Below are 23,328 nucleotides of genomic sequence, written 5' to 3'. Positions count from 1 at the left end.
AGGCCAGGAGCTCCAGCGCCTCCGCGCCGCGTCCGGCGACGGCCCGGCCGAGCGCCCGCGCGAACCAGGCGAAGGCCGCCACCCAGGGCTCCCGCGCGCCCGCCACCGCCCGCGCGCCGAAGGTGATCATGTCGTGTTCCGACACGGTGACGACGCCGATGACGGCGAGCTGGCTGGCGATCCGGGCGTCGAGGTCGGCCGGCCCCTCGCCGTCGTCGAGGTCGAGCGCCCCCAGCAGGAGCGCCCTGGCCTCGGCGACCTGGCCCATGAGGAGGGTCTGGTAGCCGTACACATAGCGACCCCGCCTGCTCCGGTCGGCGGCCAGCCAGCCGCGGAACGGCAGGGTCCGGGCCAGGTCGCCGGCCACGAGCATGGCCTCCAGCGCGGCCAGCCGCAGGCCCCGGTCGTCGGTCAGCGGGAGCGACTGGGCCAGCAGGACCGCCGCCTCCTGGGTGCGGGAGTCGCGCTGCAGCCGGGTCGCCTCCCGGGCGATCTCGGCGGCCAGGGTCTCGTCCGGGGCCCCTCCGGCGGCGGCGATGCGGTGCCGGAGCGAGTCGTGCCGGGCGTGCAGGGATCTGCGGCGGGGCTCGGGGATGTCGTGGTAGAGCACGCTCCTGACCAGCGCGCTGGTGAACTCCAGCCCCTTGCCGGTCCGCCGCACCAGGCCCGTGGCCACCGCCGCGTCGGAGTCGGCGGCCCAGCGCCGCCCCTGCACCGAACCGGCCTCCAGCAGGGCCCTGACCTCGGGCGGGCACCGCTTCAGGCGTTCCCTGACGGCCGTCACGACCGAGCGGGGCGCGGGCAGCGGGCCGGAGCCGTAGGCGAGGGTGTGCGGGTCGAGTTCGTCGAGCAGGTGGCGGGCGTGCAGGGGATGGCCGCCGGTGTGCGCGTGCAGGCGGGCCGCCCCGGCCGCCGACAGTTCCGGGTGCCCGCACAGGGCGGCCAGGCGGATCAGGTCTCCGGCGGTCAGGCCGGGGAGGGTGACGCGTTCGGTCATGAGGCGGCGCCAGCCGTCGCCCAGCGCTTCGAGGTCGCCGACGACCACCACGAACACGTCGGGACGGCGGCGGATCGCCAGGCGCAGCGCGCCGAGCTGGTCGCGGTCGGCCCAGTGGGCGTCGTCGAGCACCACGACGCAGTCGCGGAACACCGGTTCGGGGCCCTCCCAGGCCAGTTCCGGTTCGTGTTCGTCGGCGGCGGCCCAGAAGACCGGCCGATCCTGGCTCGCGGTGAAGCGGCGGGCCAGCGCCGTCTTGCCGATGCCCGGTTCGCCGTCGATCCCCACCACGTGTGCGCGGGTGGTGGCCAGCCAGGTCAGCTCGGCCTCGCGGCCGACGAAAACCTCCTGCATTCCGGCTATTGAACGCGCTGCGCCGACGTGGCCCAAGTGTGGGCGGTAGCCGTACGGAAAGGTGCTTTTGGCTGGTGAATCTTTCACGGGCTCCCGGCCGCGCCGAGCCGGGAGCTCTTCAGCGGCGCGTCACGGGAGTTCGAAGTTCTCCGTCAGCGCCGCGCCTCGATGCGGTTTGTAGAGGTCGTAGCCGCGCGGGTTGCACTGGAGCCCGCCGTTGATGCAGTGGCGGACCAGCGCGGCCAGGATCGCCGGGTTGTCCCAGGCGTTGAAGAAGTCGTAGTGCCACGAGTAGCCGCGGCCACTCGACAACCTGGCGTTCGACAGGTCTCCGCTCGCCGGGAAGGCGATCTTGAATTCGAGCATCGGCACCGCCACCGGGTGGGACGACGGGCAGTAGCCGCCGACCGGGTAGGCCATGTGGCTCTTGTGATCGGCGCTGTCGAGGTTCACCCCGTCCCAGCAGCTCGGGGCCTGGTAGCGCACGTTGACCTGGCTGCCCGCCGGGCAGTTGGCCGGGATGTCCCACTGGAAGGACAGGTTGCCGCACTCGAAGCCCTCGACCCGGCCGGGGGAGTCGCGGAACTCGGCGAGCGTGGCGGTCGGGCTGCCGACGACGAAGCGCAGGCCCTGCGGGAAGGGCACCACGCGCCAGTACTCGTGGATGCCGGACTTGTAGTAGATGACCTGGTGGCCGACCGGGGCGATGAGCTGGTCGCCCTTGTAGAAGCTCGGGAACCAGTAGGCCGACTTGTCGTGGGGGTTGGTGCACGAGGTCGAGCCGTTGAGCAGCGACGCCGAGGTGCTCGACGCGTTCGTCGTGGTGTTGCCGACGAAGGTGTGCATGTGGGAGGCGCCCGGCAGGTTCGGGTAGACGATGGGGTCGTCCGGGCGGTGCTGGGTGAGCGAGCAGTTGGCCTGGAACTCGCGGTGGGTGACCGGGTCGGTGAACGTCGGGCTCGGGACCGGCTGCTGGCCGGAGCCGCCCGTGCCGTAGATCTTGAACTCCCACAGCGAGTAGCCGTAGCCGGTGCCGCGCTGGGTGCCGTAGAGGCGGACGTACCGCCCCGAACCGGTGACGTTCAGCGTCTGTGTGCCGCCGGTGCCGGTCGTGGTGGTGTACACGTCCGTGTACGGACCGCCCGCGTTGGCTGAGGTCTGGATCTTGAACGACTTCCCGTAGGCGCCCTCCCACTGGAGGACCACCTGGGAGATCGTGGCGTTGCCGCCCAGGTCGACCTGGATCCACTGGGGGTCGCTGAAGGCGCTGGCCCAGCGGGTGCCGGTGTTGCCGTCGAAGGCGGCGCCGGCGGCGTAGCCGTCGCCCTCGTTCGACGAGGCGGTGGCGGGCCGGTTCTGGGAGATGAGGGCGTCGGCCGCCATGGCGGGCGCGATGACGGCCAGCCCGGCCGTGATCGTCGCCACGATGGTGGCGACGATCAGGCTCAGGCGTATTCGTGGATGCACGGCGTCTCCTCGGCAAGAAGGGGGGTGATGGAGAGCGCTCTCCAAAGGAGAGTGGGCCGTGTCATCTCACCTTGTCAAGACCGCGCCGGAAACACGCAGTTCACATACTGTGCTCCCACACCATGTCGACCTGGTGCTCGATGGTGACGTAGCCCGCGCGGGCGAAGGCGCGGGCCATCGGCGCGTTGGTGACGTCGGTGTTGGCGCGGATCCTCGGAACGTCGTTTCCCGCCAGGATCCGGGTGCCCTCGGCCAGGAGTTCGCCGACCAGCCCCTTCCCCCGGTGGGCCGGCAGGACGCCGATGTAGGCGATGATCGCGTTGGTGGGGTTCCTGGCCGGGATGACGAACCCGGCGGGCTCGCCGTCGACCAGCCCGACCCGCCACCACTCGCGGGGCGAGTCGTAGAGGGCCAGTTCGTGGTCGTACTGGCTCTCGGCCTGTTCCCGGGGGGTCATCCGGGTCAGATCGGCCTGAGTGTGGGCGTCGAGGCTGCCCTCGACGACCTGGGCCATCAGGCCGACCAGTTCGTCGCGGCCGGCCGGCTCGCGGAACTCCAGCGTGGTGGGGGCGATGGGCGTGCCGGGCCGCCACTCGAGGCGCAGCCGCTCCACCAGCGGGGTCGCGCCCGCCTTCCGGAGGGTGTCGAGCCACGTCGTGTCGTGGTCGCGCCAGTCGGCCGGGACGAACCGCACGAACGGCGGCGGGGCGCCGGTGACCACATGGGGCATCGCGGCGTCGAGCAGCGCCCGGCCGTCGTCTTCGGTGGCGAGGTCGAAGACGTCCATGACCAGCGGGTCTTCGACGGCGTCGCGACGCCACCAGGCGACGCGGGCGACGGGCTCGCCGTCGCGGAGCGCCAGCCACAGCCAGTCGAGGCGGCGGCGGCCGGCGTCGAGGTCGGCTTCCAGCCCGTCGTTCAGCGACGAGGGGAAACGGCGGAAGAGGTCGAGTTCATGACGGCCCCGCAGGGGCCGGATTTCCAACATGGGCTTCCTTCGTGAAAGGTCGCCCGATCACTCCTCGCCCTGACGGGAGGAACCGGGCGTGATGCTGTCATACATGCAGATTCCTCCTTTCTGTCGGCCACCATTGATAGCGGTCAGGGCGAGGGGGACGCAACGCATTTAAGCCGCAGATCCACCACCGACCGTCCGGCGTGCACGACGAACTCCCCTTCCTCGGTACGCCACCCGCCCCCCTCCCAGTGCTGGAAGGCCCTCCTGGGGAGCGCGACGGTCACCTCGACCGCCTCGCCCGGATCGGCGCGCACGACGGCGAACCCGGCCAGCCAGCGCGGCGGCCGGCCCGACCCCGGTTTCGAGAGATAGACCTGCACGACCTCCCGGCCCGGCCGCTCGCCGGTGTTCCTCACCCTGACCCGGACCCCGTCGCCGACCGGTGTGAGGCTCTCGTAGGACCACGTCGTGTAGCCGAGGCCGTGGCCGAACCAGTAGCCGGGCGAGCGGTCGGCGGTCAGCCAGCCGCGATGGCCGACGTTCAGCCCCTCGGCGTAGATCACCTGCCCGTGCACCGGCGCGGCCTCGACGAGCGGGACGTCGCTCCAGGTGGTCGGCAGCCGGCCGCCCGGTTCACGGCGTCCGGACAGGACGTCGGCGACGCCGTGCCCGCCCTGCTGCCCCGGGAACCAGCACAGCAGCAGCGCGTCGACCTCGTCGCGCCACGGCATCGCGACCGGCCCGCCCGAGTTGACCACCACGACCGTCGTCGCGGCGGCCGCCACGGCCTTGACGAGGTCGTCCTGGCGGCCGGGGAGCCCGAGGCCGGTCCGGTCGTGCGCCTCACTCTCGATCTCCTCGGTGGTGCCGACCACGACGACCGCGACATCGGCGCTCCGCGCCGCGTCGACGGCGGCCTGGATGGCCGCGTCGTCGTCGGGCCGGGGCGGGTCGGCGGCCAGCACGCACGCCCGGCCGGTGTGCGGCTCGATCGCCCGGGTCCCCGTGACGAGCACCTCGACGCCCTCTTCGAGCCAGACGACGGCGTGCCGGAACGGCGGTTTCAGGTGGACGGTGGCGGGGTCGTCGCTGTCACAGGGCACGTGCGTGTCGAGGACGGGCCGGCCGTCGACGCTCAGGGTGAGCCGTCCCCACCCGGCGATGGACAGCCGCCAGTGTCCTGAAACTTCCGGCCGCAGGAAGGAGCTGACCTCGACGGTCCTGGTGCCCTCGACCACCGACGGTTCGGGCAGCCACCCGGTCCGCCGGTCCTCGGCGAACAGCTCCGCGCCGTCGTCGCCGAGCATCCGCACCCACGCCCGGTCGACGGGCGACGGCCCGGCCTGGATGTCGACCCCCGGCACGTGGACCAGTCCGGGCGCGACCTCCCGCAGCCCGTCGAGGATCGAGACGACGGCGGAGGGATAGACCCCGCCGCTGCCGCCGCCCTGGATCCTGGTGCGCGCCGCGTGCGCGCCGATGACCGCGATCCGGGGCGTGGCCAGCGGCAGCACGCCGTCGTCGTTCTTCAGCAGCACGCAGGAGTCGGCCACCGCCCGCCGGAGCAGCGCGAGCTCGTCGGGGTCGGCCGCACCACCGCCGGCGGCCCGCTCCGATCCGGCCGCCTCCGGCGCGAGCAGGCCGTTCCGGGTGAGCTGCACCCGCTCGGCCAGCGTCATCGGAACTCCGGGGGGAGTCGCGCGACCGGGGTGCGGGCGGCCGGACAGGGCCGCCGGGAAGGGCGCGTCGTGTTCGGCGCGTGGTCTCGGCCCGGTCGCCGACTCGGGCAGGGCACGGACCCGCGCGGCCAGCAGCCGCAGGCGGGCGACCTTGTCGTGGACGACCGCCTCCGGGACCGTCCCCTCGCGCACGGCCTCGCGTAACGGGTCGCCCCAGAAGTCGTTCGGCCCCGGCATCGCGAGGTCCTGGCCCGCCAGGGCCGAGGCGACCGTCGACCGGACGCCGCCCCAGTCGGAGACCACCACGCCGTCGAAGCCCCACTCGGTCTTCAGCGGGTCGCGCAGGAGCGGGCTCTCCGCCATCAACGCCCCGTTGACCTGGTTGTACGCCGACATCACCACCCACACCCCGGCCGCCACCGCCGCCTCGAACGGCGCGAGGTAGACCTCCCGCAGCACCCGGGCGGCGATGAGCGAGTCGTAGGTCATCCGCTCGGTCTCGGCCTCGTTGCCGACGTAGTGCTTGGCCGTCGCCGCCACCCCGCGCGACTGGACGCCGGCGATGTAGGCGGCCCCGATCAGCCCGGTGAGCAGGGGGTCTTCGGAGAAGCACTCGAAGTGGCGGCCCCCGAGCGGGGAGCGGTGCAGGTTGAGGTTGGGCGCCAGCAGGACGTCGACCCCCTTGCGGCGGGCCTCGGAGCCCAGCAGGGCGCCGAGGTCGCGCACGAGATCGGCGTCCCAAGTCGCCGCCAGGGCGGTCGGGGAGGGCAGGACGAGCGAGGTGCGCCGCTCGTCCCAGCCGGGGCCGCGCACCCCGACCGGGCCGTCGGACATGACGAGTTCGGGCAGCCCCAGGAGAGGTTCCGAAGCGGTTCGCCATACCGACGACCCGGACAACAGCCGGACGAAGTCCACAGATCCCCCCGCGTCTGAGTGGGTTGGAGAGCGCTCTCCATTGAAGGGATCCGGGACGGGCCCTGTCAATCCACCAGCCGCGCCGCCTCCTCGTCGGTCAGCCCGTCGAGCTCCTCGGTCAGCAGGTCCTCGATGGTCCTGGCCAGCTCCTCGACCGTCCGGCGGAGGAACAGATACCTGATCGGCACGTCCAGGTCGATGATCGCGCGGATGCGGGCCGCCACCCGTACGGCGATCAGGGAGTGGCCCCCGACGGCGAAGAAGTCGTCGAGCGCGCCGACCCGGTCGAGGCCGAGGACCTCCTGCCAGATGTCGGCCACCAGGCGCTCGGCGTCGGTGCGGGGCTCGACGAACTCGGCCCCGCTCTCGGCCACCGGATCGGGCAGCGCCTTGCGGTCGACCTTGCCGCTGATGGTCATCGGCATCGAGCCGAGGCGGGTCCAGAGCGCCGGCATCATGTACGCCGGAAGGATCTTCTCCAGGTGGTCGCGCAGGTCGCCGAGGTCGGCGTCGCCGACGATGTAGCCGACGAGGATGTCGCCCCGCGCCGTCACCGCCGCCTGGTCGACCCCCGGGCAGGTCAGGATCGCCGCCTCGACCTCGCCGGGCTCGACCCGGAACCCGCGGACCTTGACCTGGTTGTCCATCCGGCCGAGGAACTCCAGGTTCCCGTCGAAGCCCCACCGGGCCCGGTCGCCGGTCCGGTAGACCCGCTCGCCCTGGAACTCCACGAACCGCTCGGCGGTCAGCTCGGGGCGGCCGTGGTAGCCGTCGGCCACCCCGGCCCCGCCGATGAGCAGCTCACCGGCGACGAAGGTCGGCGCGACGCCGCCCGCGCGGTCGGCGACGTAGCACGTGGTGTTGGCGATCGGCCGCCCGATCCGGGGCTCCCCGCCGCCGGCGGGCACCTCCCAGGTCGTGGACCAGATGGTGGTCTCGGTGGGGCCGTAGACGTTGACCAGGCGGCCGAGCCTCGGCCGCAGCTCGCGCGACAGCTCCTCGGGCAGCGCCTCGCCGCCGACCAGCCCGGTGATCTCCGGGTCGGAGAACCCGGCCTCGATCAGCACCCGCCAGCCCGACGGCGTCGACTGGATGTGGGTGATCCCGGCGTCCTCGATCAGCTTGATCTGCGCCGCGCCGTCGACGGCGACGTCGCGTTCGGCGATGACGGCCCTCCCGCCGCCGACGAGCGGCAGGTAGAGCTCCAGCGCCGAGATGTCGAACGACACCGACGACAGCACCAGCCAGGTCTGCCCGGGGTCCGACCCGAGCAGGTCGGCCATCCCGGCCAGGAAGTTGGCCAGCGCCGAGTGCCGGATCACCACCCCCTTGGGCCGCCCGGTGGAGCCCGAGGTGTAGAGGGTGTACGCGTGGTCGTCCGGCCCCGGCGGGAACCCGTCGGCCGGATCGGCCGCCAGCGCCTCGGAGACCGTGACGACCTCGACGCCCTCCGGCAGGCGCTCCGCGGGCCCCTCGTCGGCCAGCACCAGCACCGCGCCGGAGTCCTCCAGCATGTACTGGATGCGGGCCGGCGGGTTGTCGGGATCGATCGGCAGGTACGCCGCCCCCGACCGCATCACGCCCAGCAGCGCGGGCAGCACCCGCACCGACCGGTCGACGCACACCGCGACGACGGACCCCCGCCGGTCGCCGAGCCGCCCGGCGATCCGGCTCGCGGCCCGGTCGAGCTCGGCGTAGGTCAGCACGTGCTCGCCGTCGGAGAAGGCGATCGCGTCGGGGGTGCGGGCCACCTGGTCGGCGAACAGCCGGGGCAGCGGCGGCGGGATCGGCCGGGCGGTCGCGTTCCACGTCGTGACGAGCGTGTCCCGCTCGTCGGCGGTCATCAGGGGGAGCCGCGAGAGCGGCAGCGAGGGGTCGTCGGCGATGCCGTGCAGCAGCACCCGCCAGCGTTCGAACAGGGCCGCGACGGTCGGCTCGTCGAACAGGTCGGTGTCGTAGCGGACCACGGTCACCAGGTCGCCGCTGTCGTCGCCGGCCCAGAACACGTCGACCGCGACGTCGCAGCGCACCCACTTCCACCCGTGCGGGAACGGGGTCGCCGTCAGCCCGGAGAAGCGCTGCTCGCGCTCCAGCTCGCCCGGGTGGAGGGTGAGCGTGGTCTGGTAGAACGGCGTGACGCTGAGGTCGCGGCCGATGTCGAGCTCCTCGACGAGCCGCTCGAACGGGACCCGCCGCCGCGACAGCGCGCCCAGCAGGGCGGCCATCGTGCCGCGCAGGAACTTCTGGAACGGCGGGTCGCCCGACAGGTCGCCGCGCAGCACCAGCATCCCCGACAGGCCCGCCACCAGCGCGTGGGCCTCCTCGGTGTCCCGCCCGCCGTCGGGGACGCCGACGGTCACGTCGTCCTGGCCGGAGTGCCGCGACAGCAGCACCTGGTAGGCCGCCAGCAGCAGCGCGAACAGCGTGCAGCGGGAGGTGCGGGCGACCTCGGAGAGCCGGGCGACCAGCGACGCCGGGAGCCGGAACGCCATCTCGTCGCCGTGCCCGATCCGCTCGGCCGGGCGGGGCCGGTCGGCGGGCAGCTCCAGCGTCGGCGGGTTCGCCAGGCGCTCGCGCCAGTACGCCAGCTCCTTCGCGTCGATCTCCGGCGTCTGCGCGGCGTGCTCCCGGGCGGTGACCTGCAGCGGGTCGGGTTCGCCGCCGCCGTAGAAGACCGCCAGGTCGTCCATGAGGACGTCCAGCGACCAGCCGTCGCAGATGATGTGGTGGGCCACCAGCACCAGCACGTGCCTCTCGGGCCCGAGCCCGATCACCGACGCCCGGAACGGCAGGTCGGCGACCAGGTCGAAGGGCCGGTTGGTGCGCTCGGCGACCAGCCGCTCGGCCTCCTCGTCAGACGACGCCCGCAGCCACTCCACCTCGACCGGCGCGGCCGGTTCGACGACGAGCGTCGGCCGCCCGTCGACGGCGGGGAAGCGGGTCCGGAGCGTCTCGTGCCGCCGGGCCACCGAGGTCAGCGCGCTTTCGAGCGTGGCGGGGTCGAGGGGCCCGGTCAGCAGCCGGACCCGGTGCAGGTTGAAGGCGGCGTCCTCGGGGTCGAACTGCTGGAGGAACCAGGCGCGTAACTGAGCCGGGGTCATGCCGTCTCTCCTGAACGCAGTCGGCGGGCGAGCGCCAGGCGCTCCTCCCGGGTGAGTAGATGTCTGGCCGAGTAGGGCGCCGACGATCCCGCCAGCCCTTCGATCGCCTCGGCCGCCGCGCCGAGCCCGCCGTCGGCGGGCACCCGGACGCGCGGCCCGGTCAGCGCGGCCTTCAGCAGCGCCGCGGCCTCCTCGGGCGACCATCGCTGCTCGGGCAGCCACGACCCGAGCCCGGCCGCCGCGACCCGGGCGCCGTTCTCGGCCCGGTCGAACCCGTGGGCCAGGACGACCTGCGGGGTGCCCGACGTGGCCGCCCTGATCAGGGTGCCGATCCCGCCGTGGTGCAGGATCGCGCCCACTCTCGGGACGACCCGCTCGAACGGCAGGCCGGGGAACCAGCGCATCCCGTCGGGCAGCGTCTCGGGCACCAGGTCGCGGTGCCGTACGGCCAGCAGCGCGGGCCGCCCGACCGCCCGGCAGGCCTCGACGGCGACCTCGTAGAACCGCTGGTGCAGCATCCGGCCGGTCCCGCCGGTGACCAGGACGGCGTCCCGGTCGAGCAGTTCCTCGGCCTCCGGCGGCAGGTCGTGGTCGCCGGCGGAGTCGCCCAGGGGCGCGCCGGTCAGGCGCACCCGCTTGGGGGCCGGGGTGCCCGCCGCGTCGAACCACGAGGGCCACAGAGCGACGTCGAGGTGGGCCGAGGCGAACCACGCCGCCCAGTCGCGCACGGGCGGCAGCCCGTTGCCCGAGCGGATGGCGTCGAGGCGGTCGGCCATCGTCCGGGCGTAGGTGTGCGCGACGCCGCGCTCGGACATGTACTGGATCGGCGTCACCGCCACCCAGGCCGCCGGGGCGTCGAGCGCCTCGGCCGCGAACAGGGTGGAGATGGCCGTGGTGTGCCGCCCGACCAGGATCGTCTCGCCGGGGACGTACCGTTCCATCGTGTGCCAGATCTCGAACGCGATCTGCTCGAACAGGCCGTTGGCCTCGTAGTAGTCCCGCCACCGCCGGAGGCCGGCGCCCAGCAGCGGGGGAGTGTCCGCCAGGTTCGCCTCGTACGCCTCCTTCGTGTCGATCGCGGTGAACTCCAGTCCGGCGCGCTCGGCCAGGTCCCGGAACGGGCCGTGGGTGAGGAGCTCGACCTCGTGACCGCGCTCGCGCAGCGCCCGGCCGAGGGCCACGAACGGCAGCACGTCACCATGGCTGCCGTGCGTGGACATGATCACTCGTGCCACGAGCGGTCTCCCAGGAGCGCCTTGATCTCGCCCGTCGGCAGGGCGTCGACCTCGGCGAGCAGCGCGTCGACGTCCTCGCCCTCCTCGTCGAGGATCTCCTGGATGGCCCGTGCCGCCCCGGACGCGGTCAGGTCGCCCGCGAACAGCACCTCGATCGGCAGTTCCACGCCGAACTCGCTCTCGACCCTGGCCAAGAACTGCACCATCGAGAGCGACTGACCGCCGAGGTCGAAGAAGTCGTCGTCCGGGGACGTGACCGGAACCCCGAGGATGTCGCTCCAGAGCCGCATGACCCGATCTTCGTTCACTTTTCCTCCGTGCTGTGCCTGTTCCCTGGGCGGATTCACGGCCGTCCGCGTCCCTCTTTCGCGTGGAGTGCCGCGAACCCGATGACATCGTCGGGGATGGCGTCCGGAACCTCCAGATCGAAATTCCACAGCCGCCGCATCCGCGTCCCGACGGCGACCGTGGCCGCCATGACCAGGGCGAACAGGACGTACATGAGAGCGATCCCACGGCCCTCCCCGGTCCCGATGATCACGCCGACGGTGCTGGTCAGCGGGCCGTCGGCGGCCATCAACGGCTCGAACAGCGCCGTTCCGTACGGGGCGATGAGCCCATAGCCGATCGGGAGTGTCGAAAAGGCCACAAGCTGGTTCAGCGCGAAGACCCGGCCGTGGAACCGCTGGGGAACCTTGACCTGGATGATCGTGTTGTAGATCCCGTTCAGCACGGTCAGCGAGGCGAACATGCCGAAGACGCCGGCCGCGATCACGACCAGGTCCTCCCGCACCCCGACCACCAGCGCGAACGCCGAGAGCGAGAGGGTGGCGAGCAGCTGGCCGCGCAGCCGGAGCCGGCGCGGGCCGCCCCAGAAGGTCATGGCGAGCCCGCCGAGGAAGACCCCGAGCCCGCCGAAGAACGCCACCCGCCCCACGTCGGCGGTGTCGGCGAAGCTCAGCACCAGCGGCGAGACCAGCAGGAACAGCGGCGACATGAACAGGTTCACGACCGCGAAGAACAGCAGCATCCGCCGGATGCCCAGGTGCCCCCAGGTGTAGCGGAACCCCTCGGCCATCTCCTTGAGCACGGTCTCCCGCCGCTTCCACGGCAGGGTGCGCGGGAACTTGATCGCGGCCAGCACGATGATCGCGACCGCGTAGCTGACCACGTCGATGACCAGGATGCCGCCCAGCCCGACCACCGCGAGCAGCCCCGCCGCGACCAGCGGGACGACGAGCTGCGCGACCCCGGTGGCCATCCCGACCACCCCGTTGGCGTGCCCGAGGAACCGCTTAGGCACGAGCTGGGGGATCGCCGAGGCGTACGCGACCCGCTGGAAGGTGAGCGCGACCGACAGTGTGACGAGCAGCGGATAGACATGCCAGATCTGTATCGTTCCGGTCCAGACGAGGAGCCCCAGCCCGAGCTGGGTCCCTCCGGCCGCGAGGTCGGCGCACAGCAGCACCGCCCGCCGGTTGAACCGGTCGACGACGGCCCCCGCGAGAGGGGCCGCGAGCAGTCCCGGCACCAGGCCCAGCACCGAGAACAGCGCGAAGTTCGCCAGCGAGCCGGTCTCCAGATAGATCCAGAGCGGGATGGCGAACTCGGTCAGCGCCGACCCGGTCATCGAGACGAGCTGACCGGCGGCGAGCACCAGGAACCGCCGCATGCTCGGCGCGGGACCGGTCGACTGCGGCAGATCCGGGACGTCCGGTGTGGTCCGGGAGACGCCCTCCACCCACCAGGTGCCCGTGCCCTTCGCCGGCAGCGGGCCGGCGTCCTCGGCCAGTCCGGTGTGGACGCTGGTCACGATGGTGGCCAGCTCCTCCGCCCGATATTTCACGAAGTAGTGCGCGGCCTCGTCCAGGACCACACAGGCCGTCACCCGCGACAGGCAGTGCCACTCGCGGTAGCGCTCCTGGTAGAACTCGACGACCGGGTCGCGTTCCCCGGCCACCGCGATCACCGGGGCCGACAGCGGCTCCGCGCCCTCCTCGAAGAGCCGGGCGAAGTACCGCTCCGCCTCCCGGGTGCCGCGCCGCCGGTTGCGGACGATGAGCTCGAGCTCGGCCTGGTCGAACTCGGCGACGTCCAGGCCCGAGGCCACCAGGCCGTTGATGCGCGACTGGTTGCCGCCGTGGTCCTCCAGCCACTCGCCGACCCGGGCGAACAGGCCCCGAGGGCGGGTGAAGGGGAACACGCCGCCCAGGTAGACGGCCTCGACCGGGCGGCCGGCCGCTTCGAGCCGCCGGGCGATGGCCGCGACGAGGGTGGTGCCCGCGCCGCAGTGGCCGTACAGGACGACGCGGCCCTCGACGCCGGCCAGGATCTCGGCGGTGACCTGCTCGGCGACCTCCTCGGTCGGGCGCGGCTCCTCGCCCAGTTCGTTGCCCGGGACGGCGATCGAGTGCAGCGCCCAGTCGGCGGGCATCGCGTCGGCCAGCGGCTTGAAGATGACGGCGCTGCCGCCGCCGTAGGGGGCGCAGACGACGGAGCCCGTGACCGGGCGCGGGGGAGTGAGGCGGTGCAGCAGGCCGCCGGAGCCGGGGGCCGACCGGGCCAGGTCGCGCACGGTCGGGTGGCTGAACAGCCGCATCAGCGTCACCGGGTGGCCGGCCTTGCGCATGCGGGCCACCACCTGCATGGCCAGCAGCGAGTGGCCGCCCAGGTCGAAGAAGTCGTCGGTCACCCCGACCCGCTCCAGCCCCAGCACCGCCGCCCAGATCGCGGCGATCGTCTCCTCGGCCTCCGTCGCGGGCGCGACCAGGCCGGTCAGGACCGGCTCGTCGGCCGACGGCAGGGCCGCGCGGTCGACCTTGCCGTGCGACTTGAGCGGCAGGACGTCCAGCCACATCCAGCGGGCCGGGACCATGTAGTCGGGCAGCCGGTCCTTCGCCCAGGCCCGCAGGTCGGCGGCCGGGATCTCGTCGCCGACCAGGTAGGCGACCAGCCGCTGGTCGCGCAGCTCCACCACCGCCTGCGCGACGGCGGGGTGCTCGGCGAGCACCGTCTCGACCTCGCTCAGCTCGACCCGGTAACCCCGGATCTTGACCTGGAGGTCGCGGCGGCCGAGGAACTGCAGCACCCCCTCGTGGGTCCACCGGCCGAGGTCGCCGGTCCGGTAGACGCGGGAGCCGGGCGGCCCGTAGGGGTCGGGCAGGAACTTCTCGGCGGTGAGGGCGGGCTTGCCGAGGTAGCCGCGGGCGAGCCGGTCGCCGCCCAGGTAGATCTCCCCCGTGACCCCGGGCGGGACGGGCCGCAGGTGCTCGTCCAGGACGTAGACCCGGGCCCCCGGCAGCGGCCGTCCGATGGGCAGCGTGGCCTGACCGGTCTGACCGGGTTCGACCTCGAAGGTGGTCACGCCGACGGTGGCCTCGGTGGGGCCGTAGTGGTTGACCACCCGGCAGTGCCCGGCCAGCTCGGAGGCCCAGCCGACGGTCGAGGCCTCGCCGCCGAGGATGAGCAGCTCCTTCGGGAGCTCGACGTCGAGGGCCGCCAGGTGGGAGGGGGTCATCTTCAGGTAGTCGGGGCGGACCGGCCACGGGTCGGTCGACTTCGGCGGGATCAGGTGCAGGGTGCCGCCCGTCATCAGCGACAGGTAGAAGATCGTCACCCCGAAGTCGAAGGCGAGCGACTGGGGGAGGGCGAACACCTTCCCGTCCTCGATCCCGAACCGCTCGTGCACCCCGGAGAGGTAGGTCAGCACCTCCCGGTGCTGCACCGCCACGCCCTTGGGGCGGCCGGTCGTCCCGGAGGTGTAGATCACGTAGGCGAGGTCGTCCGGAGTGACCTCGGTGACGGGCGGCTCGGCCGCCTCGCCCCGATCCAGGGCGAGTTCGACGGTTCCGCCGGGCAGCGGGCGTCCGGTGACCGACACCCGGGCGCCCGAGTCGCCGATCAGGTAGGCCAGCCGGTCGTCCGGCTGCTCCGGGTCGAGGGGGACGTAGGCCGCGCCCGCCTTGAGGACGCCCAGCAGGGCGGCGGCCAGACCGGCCGACTGCTCCAGGCAGACGGCCACGCGGTCGCCCGGGGCCACCCCCGCCGCCCGCAGCCGGTGGGCAACGTGGTTGGCGCGCAGGTCCAGTTCCCGGTACGTCAGCGTCTCGCCCCCGAACACCACGGCCGGGGCGTCGGTGACGGGCGGCAGCTCGTGCAGCAGCCGCGCGGGCAGCGGCCGGGCCGGGGCCGCGACGCCGAGGGCCAGCGCCCCGGCGGGGTCGGGCACCCACGCCACCTGCGACAGCGGGGTCTCCGGCGCGGCGCGCAGGACGGTGGTCAGCGAGTCGGTCAGCCGGGTGACGGTCTCGGGCCGGAACAGGTCGGGGTTGTAGATGACCAGGCCGTCGTCGTCCCAGAGGTAGAAGGCCAGGTCGAAGCGGCTGACCGTGGTCTCGGGATGGAACGCCGAGACCGTCAGCCCGTGGTCGTCCGGAACCCCGTAGTTCTGCAGCGCCAGCAGCACCTGGAACACCGCCGACCGGCTGACGTCGCGCTCCACCTTCAGCTCGCCGACCAGCTTGTCGAACGGCAGCTCCTGGTGCGCGTAGGCGTCCAGGCAGGCGTCGCGGACCCGGACCAGGAACTCCCCGAAGGTCGGGTCGCCCGACAGGTCGGCCCGCATCGCGAGCGTGTTGACGAACATGCCGGCGAGGGGTTCGAGCTCGGGCAGCGGGCGTCCGCTGACCGGCGAGCCCACCGCGAAGTCGCGCTGCCCCGACCACCGGCCGAGGGTGAGCTGCAGCGCGGCCAGCATGACCATGTAGGGCGTCACGCCCTGGTCGGCGAACCGGGCCAGGAGATCGGGATCGACGCGGAAGCGGTGGCTGCGGCCGGAGGTGGTCTGCTCGGCCGGGCGGGGGAAGTCGAGCGGCAGCTCCAGCGGCGGCACCCCGGTCAGCCGGTCGCGCCAGTACGCGAGGTCGCGGGTGTGGTCGCGGGTGCGTTCCCACAGGGCGTAGTCGCCGTACTGGATCGGCAGCGGGTCGAGGGTCCCGCCCGCGTGCAGGGTCAGCAGCTCGCGCAGCAGGATCTCGCCCGACCAGCCGTCGGTGACCGCGTGGTGGGCGGCCATCAGCAGGACGTGGTCGTCCGGGGCCAGGCGGACCAGCAGGACGCGGAGCAGCCCCCCGGCCGACAGGTCGAAGGGGCGGGCCAGCGTGGCGGCCATCAGCTCCCGGGCGGCCGCCTCCGAGCCGGCCTCCACGAGGGTGAACTCGGTGGCGGGCTCGGCGTCGACGACCACCTCGGGCAGGCCGTCGTCCGAGGCGAGGAAGCGCATGCGGAGGCTCTCGTGCCGGCGCGACACCTCGGTGACGGCCGCCGCGAAGGCCGTCTCGTCGAGGGCGCCGGTGAGGCGGGCCGTGAAGGGGATCGTGTACGCCGTCGTCCCCGCCCGGTAGTGCTCCAGGAACCACAGGCGCTCCTGCGCGTGCGACAGCGGCGGGACGACCTCGGGGGAGCGCGGCGCGATGGTCTCCGAGACGGTCCGGCGCTGCAGCCGGCGAGCGAGAAGTGCCTGTTTGGCCGGGGAGAGACTGGTCAACAGATGCTCCGGATTCGTCGAGGCCCTCTGAGGGGGCGGATGCGCAGGTCGAGCCGTGACCGACCGCGGACAGCACGAACCCGCGCCCCCGCCGCCTGCTTTTGGGAGCGCTCCCACTACGCCCTTCAGCGAGGCTATGGACGCGTTTTCGGCAGGGCAAGGAAACGACGAAATTTCATTACGTTTCATGACATCGCGGTAACGGCCTGCAGTTTCAGCGCCGCTTCAGGGCCCGCCCTTGACAACCCGGGGCCGCGCCGAACTAGGTCAGGTCGCGTCTTACTGCAGGTCAAAGCGGGTGTTTCGGTCGGCGGCCCACTCGAGTGGAGAGCGCTCTCCGCCTGCGTCGACGCCCTCTTCCGGCCCTCCCGGGTGTTTCGCGGGTGTTTCCCCACCGGGGATTGGGGCCTTGACACCTGTCAGCCGCCCGCGCGAGTCTCTTGATTTGGAGAGCGCTCTCCAACCGCGAAGCCCTTCACCCCCCAAGGAGCGGCCGTGTCCCGCTTAGGCCTGTTCATCGCCATCCTGATCGCGCTCGTCGCGTCCGGGCTGGCCGTCACCTCCCCGGCGGCGGCCGCCGACCCGCCGATCTCGCAGGGCAAACCCGCGACCGCCTCCTCCTCCGAAGGCGGGGCCTTCGTCCCGGCCGCCGCCTTCGACGGCGACCTGACCACCCGATGGGCCTCCAACTTCAGCGACCCGCAGTGGATCCAGGCCGACCTGGGCTCCACCCAGCAGATCAGCCAGGTCGTGCTGCACTGGGAGGCCGCCTTCGGCCGCTCCTTCGCCATCCAGACCAGCACCAACGGCACGACCTGGACCGACGTCTACACCACCACGACCGGCGCGGGCGGCGTCCAGACCCTGAACGTTACCGGTTCGGGGCGGTACGTCCGCCTCTACGGCACCCAGCGCGGCACCGGCTACGGCTACTCCCTCTGGGAGTTCCAGGTCTTCGGGCCGGGCGGCGGGACCGGCGACCCCGGAGGCGCGTGCGGCACCGCCAACGTCGCCCAGGGGAAGACCGCGACGGCGTCCAGCCTCGAGAACGCCGGGACCCCGGCGAGCGCCGCCTTCGACGGCTCGGCGACCACCCGGTGGTCCAGCGCCTACAGCGACCCGCAGTGGGTCCAGGTCGACCTGGGGTCGTCGCTGCCGGTCTGCAAGGTGGTGCTGACCTGGGAGGGGGCGTACGCGACGGCGTACAAGATCCAGTCGAGCACGAACGGCACGACCTGGACCGACCTGCACAGCACCACGACGGGCGCCGGCGGCACCACGACGATCGACGTGAGCGGGACCGGCCGCTACATCCGCATGCACGGCACCGCCCGCAACTCCGGCTGGGGCTACAGCCTGTGGGAGATGGCGGTGTACAGCGGTGGCGGCGCCGACCCCGACCCGGATCCCGACCCGGGCACCTGGACCGAGGTCTGGCGTGACGACTTCACCGGCGGCTCCGGCACCTCCCCGTCGGCCGCCAACTGGCTGCTGCGCACCGGCACCTCCTACCCCGGCGGCGCCGCCAACTGGGGCACCGGCGAGGTCGAGACCATGAGCGCCTCCACCGCCAACGTGTCGCTGAACGGCCAGGGCTTCCTGGAGATCAAGGCGCTGCGCGACGGCGCCGGCAACTGGACCTCCGGCCGCGTCGAGACCCAGCGCACCGACTTCGCCCCGCAGCCCGGTCAGCTGCTGAGGTTCAGCGCCCGCCTCAAGCAGCCCGACGTCGCCAACGCCCTCGGCTACTGGCCCGGCTTCCGTGCCACTGGAGCCGCCTACCGGGGCAACTACACCAACTGGCCCGGTGTCGGCGAGACCGACATCATGACCAACGTCAACGGCCGCAGCCAGCTCGCCCAGACCCTCCACTGCGGCACCGCGCCCGGCGGCGTCTGCAACGAGTACGACGGCCGGACCAGCGGTTTCGCGTCGTGCACGGGCTGCCAGACCGGCTACCACGAGTACACGCAGATCATCGACCGCACCAAGACCGACGAGGAGGTCCGCTTCTACCTCGACGGCCGGCAGACCTGGGTCGTCAGGGAGTCCCAGGTCGGCGTGGCGGCCTGGCAGGCGGCCATCCACCATGGCTTCTACCTGCGCCTCGACCTGGCCATCGGCGGCTCGCTGCCGAACGCGCTGGCCGGTCAGACCACCCCGACGGCCGCGACCACGCCGGGGGGCGTGCTGAGCGTCGACTGGGTCCAGGTCGCCCGCCAGACCGGCGCCACCCCCGCCGCGATGACCGACCCCGCGACCCCCGCCGGGCCGTCGGTCGTCCGGGTGACGGGCGCCCAGGGCAACTGGCAGCTTCAGGTGAACGGCAAGCCGTGGGAGGTCAAGGGCCTCACGTACGGCCCCCCGCAGGGCGCCGGCGACGGTTACATGCGCGACCTGAAGAACATGGGCGTCAACACGATCCGCATCTGGGGCGTGGACGACGCCACCCCCGCCCTGCTCGACAAGGCCGCCCAGCACGGCATCAAGGTGATCGTCGGCCACTGGCTCAACCAGGGCGCCGACTACGTGAACGACACGGCCTACAAGACCGCCGTGAAGGCCGAGATCGTGGCCCGGGTGAACGCGCTGAAGGGCCGCCAGGGCGTCTTGATGTGGGACGTCGGCAACGAGGTCATCCTGACGATGCAGGACCACGGCCTGCCCGCCGCCACCGTCGAGGCCCGGCGGATCGCCTACGCCCAGTTCGTCAACGAGGTCGCGGTCGCCGTCAAGGCGGCCGACCCGAACCACCCGGTGACCTCGACCGACGCCTACACCTTCGCCTGGACCTACTACAAGGCTCACTCGCCGGCCCTCGACCTGCTGGCGGTCAACTCCTACGGCGCGATCCACACGGTCCGCACCGACTGGATCAACGGCGGGTACACCAAGCCGTACATCGTCACCGAAGCGGGTCCGGACGGCGAGTGGGAGGTCCCCAACGACGTCAACGGGGTCCCGACCGAGCCGACCGACCTGCAGAAACGCGACATGTACACGGCCAGCTACAACGCCATCCACGGCCACACCGGCGTGGCGCTGGGGGCGACCCAGTTCCACTACGGCCTGGAGAACGACTTCGGCGGCGTGTGGCTCAACACCCTCACGGGCGGCTGGCGCCGGCACGGCTACCACTCGCTGAAGCGGGCGTACACCGGCACGGCCTCGGCCAACACCCCGCCGGAGATCAACTCGATGACGGTCCAGAACCAGACGGCCGTCCCGGCGGGCTCGCAGTTCGTCGTGGAGACCGGCACCACGGACCCGAACGGCGACCTGATCCGCTACAACCTGATGTTCTCCAACAAGCACGTCAACGGGAACCGAGGCTTCGACCACGTGCGGTTCACCGAGACGGCGCCGGGCCGCTTCTCGGTGACCGCGCCGCAGGCCATGGGCGTCTGGAAGGTGTACGTGTACGCCTACGACGGCCACGGCAACGTCGGCATCGAGACCAAGTCGTTCCGCGTCGTGCCGCCCGTCGCTCCCGGCACCAACGTGGCCGTCGGGAAGACGACGACGGCCTCGACCTTCCAGGCGACCGGCGACGGCGGCCCCTTCAACGCCGCGCGGGCCACCGACGGCAGCTACACCTCCCGCTGGGCCAGCGAGTGGGCCGACCCGCAGTGGATCCAGGTAGATTTGGGCTCCAACCAGGCGGTGAAGCACGTGCAGCTGGCGTGGGAGGGGGCGTACGGGAAGTCGTACAAGGTCCTGACCAGCACCAACGGCACCACCTGGACCGAGTCCTTCGCCACCACGACGGGCGACGGCGGCTTCGACAGCCTGAACCTGACGGCGACGGCCCGGTATGTCCGCGTGGAGATGACCCAGCGCGGGACGCCGTGGGGCTACTCGCTCTGGGAGTTCGGCGTCTACGTCTGATCCGCACTCTGTGACGGCAGGTTCGCCCGGTTCGGGGGCCGGGCGAACCTAGGCCGGAAGGAGGTGCGGCGCGTATTTGTGCAACAGGCTCCGGAACGGGTTCTCGAATCGCTCCAACCGGCCCACGTAGGCGAAGAGCAGCCAGACGGCGAAGATGAGCACGCCTATGATGAGCATCCAGCTCGAGGTGCCGATGTACACGCGCAGGAAAGCCTGGGTGGCCGCGAACCCGTTGCCGATCAATACGGGGGCTCCGACTATCGCGGAAATGCCGAAAAAGAAATAGGCCGTGTCGCTCTCGATGGATTCGGGCACCATCGCCAGGGCGATCGGAAATGATATGACGGCGATCACGAGGGCTATGACCACCGTGATCGCCAGCCAGGACGGCCCCCAGGCATCCACCCCTCTGATCGTATTGATCAGCTGAATTCCGCCTGAAATCGCCAGGGCCAGCCCGATGCAGCTCCAGACGGTTCTGGTGAGCACGCCGAGGAGGAGCGGTTTCGGGGTCGGCCGTGCGAGCTGCTCCCAGTCGTCGCGGCGGCACACCCTCATCGCGAGGCTGGCGACGAGTCCCGACTTGACCGGAAAGTCCAGCGTGCTCAGCAGACGCTCATACCGATCGACGGCCGACCGATCGGGTGATTCGCCGAACGCCCTCCGGAGCACCTCTCCGATGAGCCGCTCGGCCTGCCGCACCGTCCCACTCTCGATCGCCCCCGCTTGGGCGGCCGTACCGATGTTGTCGATCAGCCTGTAGACGTCCGCGGCGATGACGGTGATATGGGGCAGAGAGGGAAGCGCCGGATCTTCGGCGGCGATCTTCCGTGCCAGTTCTTTCAGCTCCGAATCGATGGTGAACAGCCGCGCCTCGACCTTCGGCTGTAGCTCGACGTGCAAGGGAAGAACTATCAGAGGGCTCAGGGGTGGCAAGGTGTCCGGCACGCCTTTGTCGAGATTTTCTCTGATGAGCCACGCGGTTCGGCTGATGATCGACCTCAGGCGGGGCGAGGTCTCCCGGTGGAAGGGTTCCGTGATCCAGTCGATCCGATCACCGGGGATCACCTCCTTGCCCTTGTTCAATGTGGTCAGGACGTCGTCGCTGTTCAGCAACGCCGCCAGCCACCAGGCGGCCGGCACGCAGGTGGATTCCGGCGTATCGAGCAGCGGGACCAGGGCTTCGGCCGCGGCCGGGGTGCCGATCCGGCCGATGTGGTTGATCGCCCACCTGCTGCCGTCGCGAGCCGCTCTGGCCAGGGCCGGAATCGCCAGTTCTCCCATCGACCTCAGTTCGGTCCGGGCGGCCGATTCCGTCGGGGTCAGACTGATCAGAGTGTCGACCGCGTCCGCGCGGCCGGTGGCGGCGAGCACTCTGAACATCTGGCGCCTGGCCATGAAGTTCCGGCTGACCGCCGACGGATCTCTCGACGCCATCCACAGCAGGTGATTCATCAGACGGTCGCCGCGCGGCCCGCCGCTGCTGCCCAGGGCCCCGAGCGCGCGGATGGTGGGCTCGGAGAGCTTGGCGTTCGACTCCAGCGCGCTGACATAGTGGCCGATCACCTCGCCGGCGAACGCGCTGTCGACCCGGGTGGCCTCGGCCAGGCAGCGGAGGGTCAGCAGCCGTCCGTCTCCGCTGCCGAGTTCGTAGATCCTCCGGAGAAGGGGGGTGGAGTCGTCCGAGGAGAGGCCGCACCACAGCCGGACCACTTCGTGCCAGACCTCCGGGTGGCGGGAATAGCGACGGAGCAGCCCGTGCCAGTCGGCACGCAGTTCCAGGGCGACGAGATACTCCTGCAGCGTCAGATGCCGGAATCCGTAGGTGTCGTTCTTGCCCTCCAAGCGGATGAGGAGCCGGCTCCGCTCGACGATCTCGCGAATCAGGCCGTCGGCCTCGCCGGGGTCGAGGTTGAAGTCGTCGCCCTCGCTCCGGATCACCCGGAGAAGCTCCAGATGGGTGATCACCCGGCGGTCGTTCGCGTCGTCGGAGGCCTGCCGGTCCATCAGCAGCAGGGCGACTTTCCGCAGGATCGCGAGCTTGATCGCGGGGCCGTGCCGGGTGATCTCGCCGAGCCCTCTGGCCTCGTCGCGGCGCAGCAGATAGGCGATGGCCTTTCGTAGAACTCCCAGCGGGAACGGGGCATGAGTTCTCCCCGCCCGCCGAACACCCCCTCGGCGTAGAGGTAGGCGATCATGGTCAGCAGCATCGGGCTGCGGGCGAGCGCCAGGACGGGCCGGTTCTCCTGCAGAGACCTGAACAGGGCCTCGACCCGCTGGTCGCTTTCAAGGAGGTGCCGCAGGAGCAGCCGCAGGGTTTCGTCGTCGAGGTCGACCACGGCTATGGGGGGCCCGAACTCGGCGGCCAGCTCGCCGTCGTACACCTCGTCCCTGCAGGTGACGAAGATCGGGCAACCGTGATACTGCCTGGCCAGATTCTTGATGTCGGAGAGCGCCGCGTTGTAGTGGGCCTGCAGGATCTCGTCGAGGCCGTCGAAATAGAGGCGCAGCCGCCCGTCGGCCAAGGCGCTCTCGAGTTGTCTTGGGGTGAACTGCCACTTGCCGTGGCTGAGCGAACGGACCATCAAATCGGTCAGGTTCGACCTGTTCGTGCCGTATAGGTGAAGGTCGATGAGAACCGGGATGGACCTGCCGCTGGGATTCTTGGCCCATTGCAGCATGAGGCTCTTCAGCAGCATCGACTTGCCGGCGCCGGGCTCCCCGACGATCACCGCGCGATCCGCGTCGCGTAACCGCTCTTCGAGGGCCAGACGCTCACCGTCGACCTCGTAGCGGGCCGGTACGTAGACCTTCTCCACCATGATCGGGGCGTCGTCGCGACGGAACCCCATCGTGTGGCTGCTGTAATTCTGGCGGACCGCCGCGGTGTAGGCCCTCAGCGCCTTGGGTTTCAGGACGTCTTGCTGACGGTTGGACTGGAAGCGACCGAGAAGTTGTTTTCCGAGTTCCTCGACGATGCCGCCGGTGAACTTGTCCGCCGCCCACAAAAGAACGAACAGGGCCAGCAATCCGCCGCCGTAGGGGAGTAGTGCTTCGAGCGGCGCCTGGTCCAAGATCGCTCCCGTGGGTGGGGGTGTCTGGGCTGGTTCTATCGCAGATCGTCGCCTAACGGAGGAGTTGATCGTTTAGTCGCGCAACGATTATGGACAATCGGTCGGGCCTAAAGAG

General features: G+C 71.5%; 10 protein-coding genes and 1 pseudogene. 1 reads left to right on the top strand and 10 read right to left on the bottom strand.

Annotated features, from left to right (window positions below; genetic code table 11):
- From FDA94_RS25095 to FDA94_RS25060, 8 genes and pseudogenes are all read right to left on the bottom strand, one after another.
- A pseudogene (locus FDA94_RS25095) lies at nt 1–1,351 on the bottom strand (hypothetical protein); the annotation flags it as partial.
- 129 nt (nt 1,352–1,480) lie between these two features.
- Nucleotides 1,481–2,818: a DUF1996 domain-containing protein gene (locus FDA94_RS25090; RefSeq protein ID WP_212735501.1), complete on the bottom strand. Its 1,338-nt coding sequence runs from the start codon at nt 2,816–2,818 to the stop codon at nt 1,481–1,483.
- A 100-nt stretch (nt 2,819–2,918) separates the two neighbouring features.
- A complete protein-coding gene (locus tag FDA94_RS25085) occupies nt 2,919–3,806 on the bottom strand; it encodes a GNAT family N-acetyltransferase (RefSeq protein WP_137249532.1) in 888 nt (295 codons plus the stop codon).
- A 113-nt stretch (nt 3,807–3,919) separates the two neighbouring features.
- Nucleotides 3,920–6,370 carry a glycoside hydrolase family 3 C-terminal domain-containing protein gene (locus FDA94_RS25080; protein ID WP_246060140.1) on the bottom strand — a complete coding sequence of 817 codons (2,451 nt, stop codon included), beginning with the start codon at nt 6,368–6,370 and terminating at the stop codon, nt 3,920–3,922.
- 65 nt (nt 6,371–6,435) lie between these two features.
- On the bottom strand, nt 6,436–9,471 hold the full coding sequence (locus tag FDA94_RS25075; protein ID WP_170991114.1) for a non-ribosomal peptide synthetase: 3,036 nt from the start codon (nt 9,469–9,471) through the stop codon (nt 6,436–6,438).
- Nucleotides 9,468–10,706, bottom strand: coding sequence for a glycosyltransferase (locus FDA94_RS25070; protein WP_137249530.1), 1,239 nt, complete (start codon nt 10,704–10,706; stop codon nt 9,468–9,470). The genes FDA94_RS25075 and FDA94_RS25070 overlap by 4 nt, the downstream gene beginning before the upstream one ends.
- Entirely contained in the window at nt 10,694–11,014 is a 321-nt protein-coding gene (locus FDA94_RS25065) for a phosphopantetheine-binding protein (RefSeq protein ID WP_137249529.1), read from the bottom strand. The genes FDA94_RS25070 and FDA94_RS25065 overlap by 13 nt, the downstream gene beginning before the upstream one ends.
- Before the next feature lie 35 nt (nt 11,015–11,049).
- Complete coding sequence (locus FDA94_RS25060; protein ID WP_246060139.1) at nt 11,050–16,251, bottom strand: non-ribosomal peptide synthetase/MFS transporter; 5,202 nt, start codon at nt 16,249–16,251, stop codon at nt 11,050–11,052.
- Nucleotides 16,252–16,746: 495 nt separating this feature from the next.
- Between FDA94_RS25060 and FDA94_RS25055 the strand changes: the two genes are divergently transcribed.
- Nucleotides 16,747–20,139 carry a discoidin domain-containing protein gene (locus FDA94_RS25055; RefSeq protein ID WP_137249527.1) on the top strand — a complete coding sequence of 1,131 codons (3,393 nt, stop codon included), beginning with the start codon at nt 16,747–16,749 and terminating at the stop codon, nt 20,137–20,139.
- A 48-nt stretch (nt 20,140–20,187) separates the two neighbouring features.
- Here FDA94_RS25055 and FDA94_RS25050 read toward each other — a convergent pair whose 3' ends face one another.
- Both FDA94_RS25050 and FDA94_RS25045 read right to left on the bottom strand, forming a co-directional pair.
- Nucleotides 20,188–22,146 (bottom strand): hypothetical protein, encoded by a 1,959-nt coding sequence (locus FDA94_RS25050; RefSeq protein ID WP_137249526.1) that lies wholly within the window; start codon nt 22,144–22,146, stop codon nt 20,188–20,190.
- Nucleotides 22,146–23,213, bottom strand: coding sequence for an NACHT domain-containing protein (locus FDA94_RS25045; protein ID WP_137249525.1), 1,068 nt, complete (start codon nt 23,211–23,213; stop codon nt 22,146–22,148). Before FDA94_RS25045 ends, FDA94_RS25050 begins: the two co-directional genes overlap by 1 nt.
- Nucleotides 23,214–23,328: the final 115 nt, after the last annotated feature.

Source organism: Herbidospora galbida (assembly GCF_005233835.1).
Taxonomy (GTDB): domain Bacteria; phylum Actinomycetota; class Actinomycetes; order Streptosporangiales; family Streptosporangiaceae; genus Herbidospora; species Herbidospora galbida.
The sequence above is the reverse complement of the archived record's forward strand: the minus strand, read 5'-3'. Positions and strand labels throughout refer to the sequence as shown.

Excerpts from the sequence above, each read along its gene's own strand:
- FDA94_RS25050 (WP_137249526.1), bottom strand. The coding sequence starts at position 22,146 with ATGGACCGGCAGGCCTCCGACGACGCGAACGACCGCCGGGTGATCACC.
- FDA94_RS25075 (WP_170991114.1), bottom strand. The coding sequence starts at position 9,471 with ATGACCCCGGCTCAGTTACGCGCCTGGTTCCTCCAGCAGTTCGACCCC.
- FDA94_RS25085 (WP_137249532.1), bottom strand. The coding sequence starts at position 3,806 with ATGTTGGAAATCCGGCCCCTGCGGGGCCGTCATGAACTCGACCTCTTC.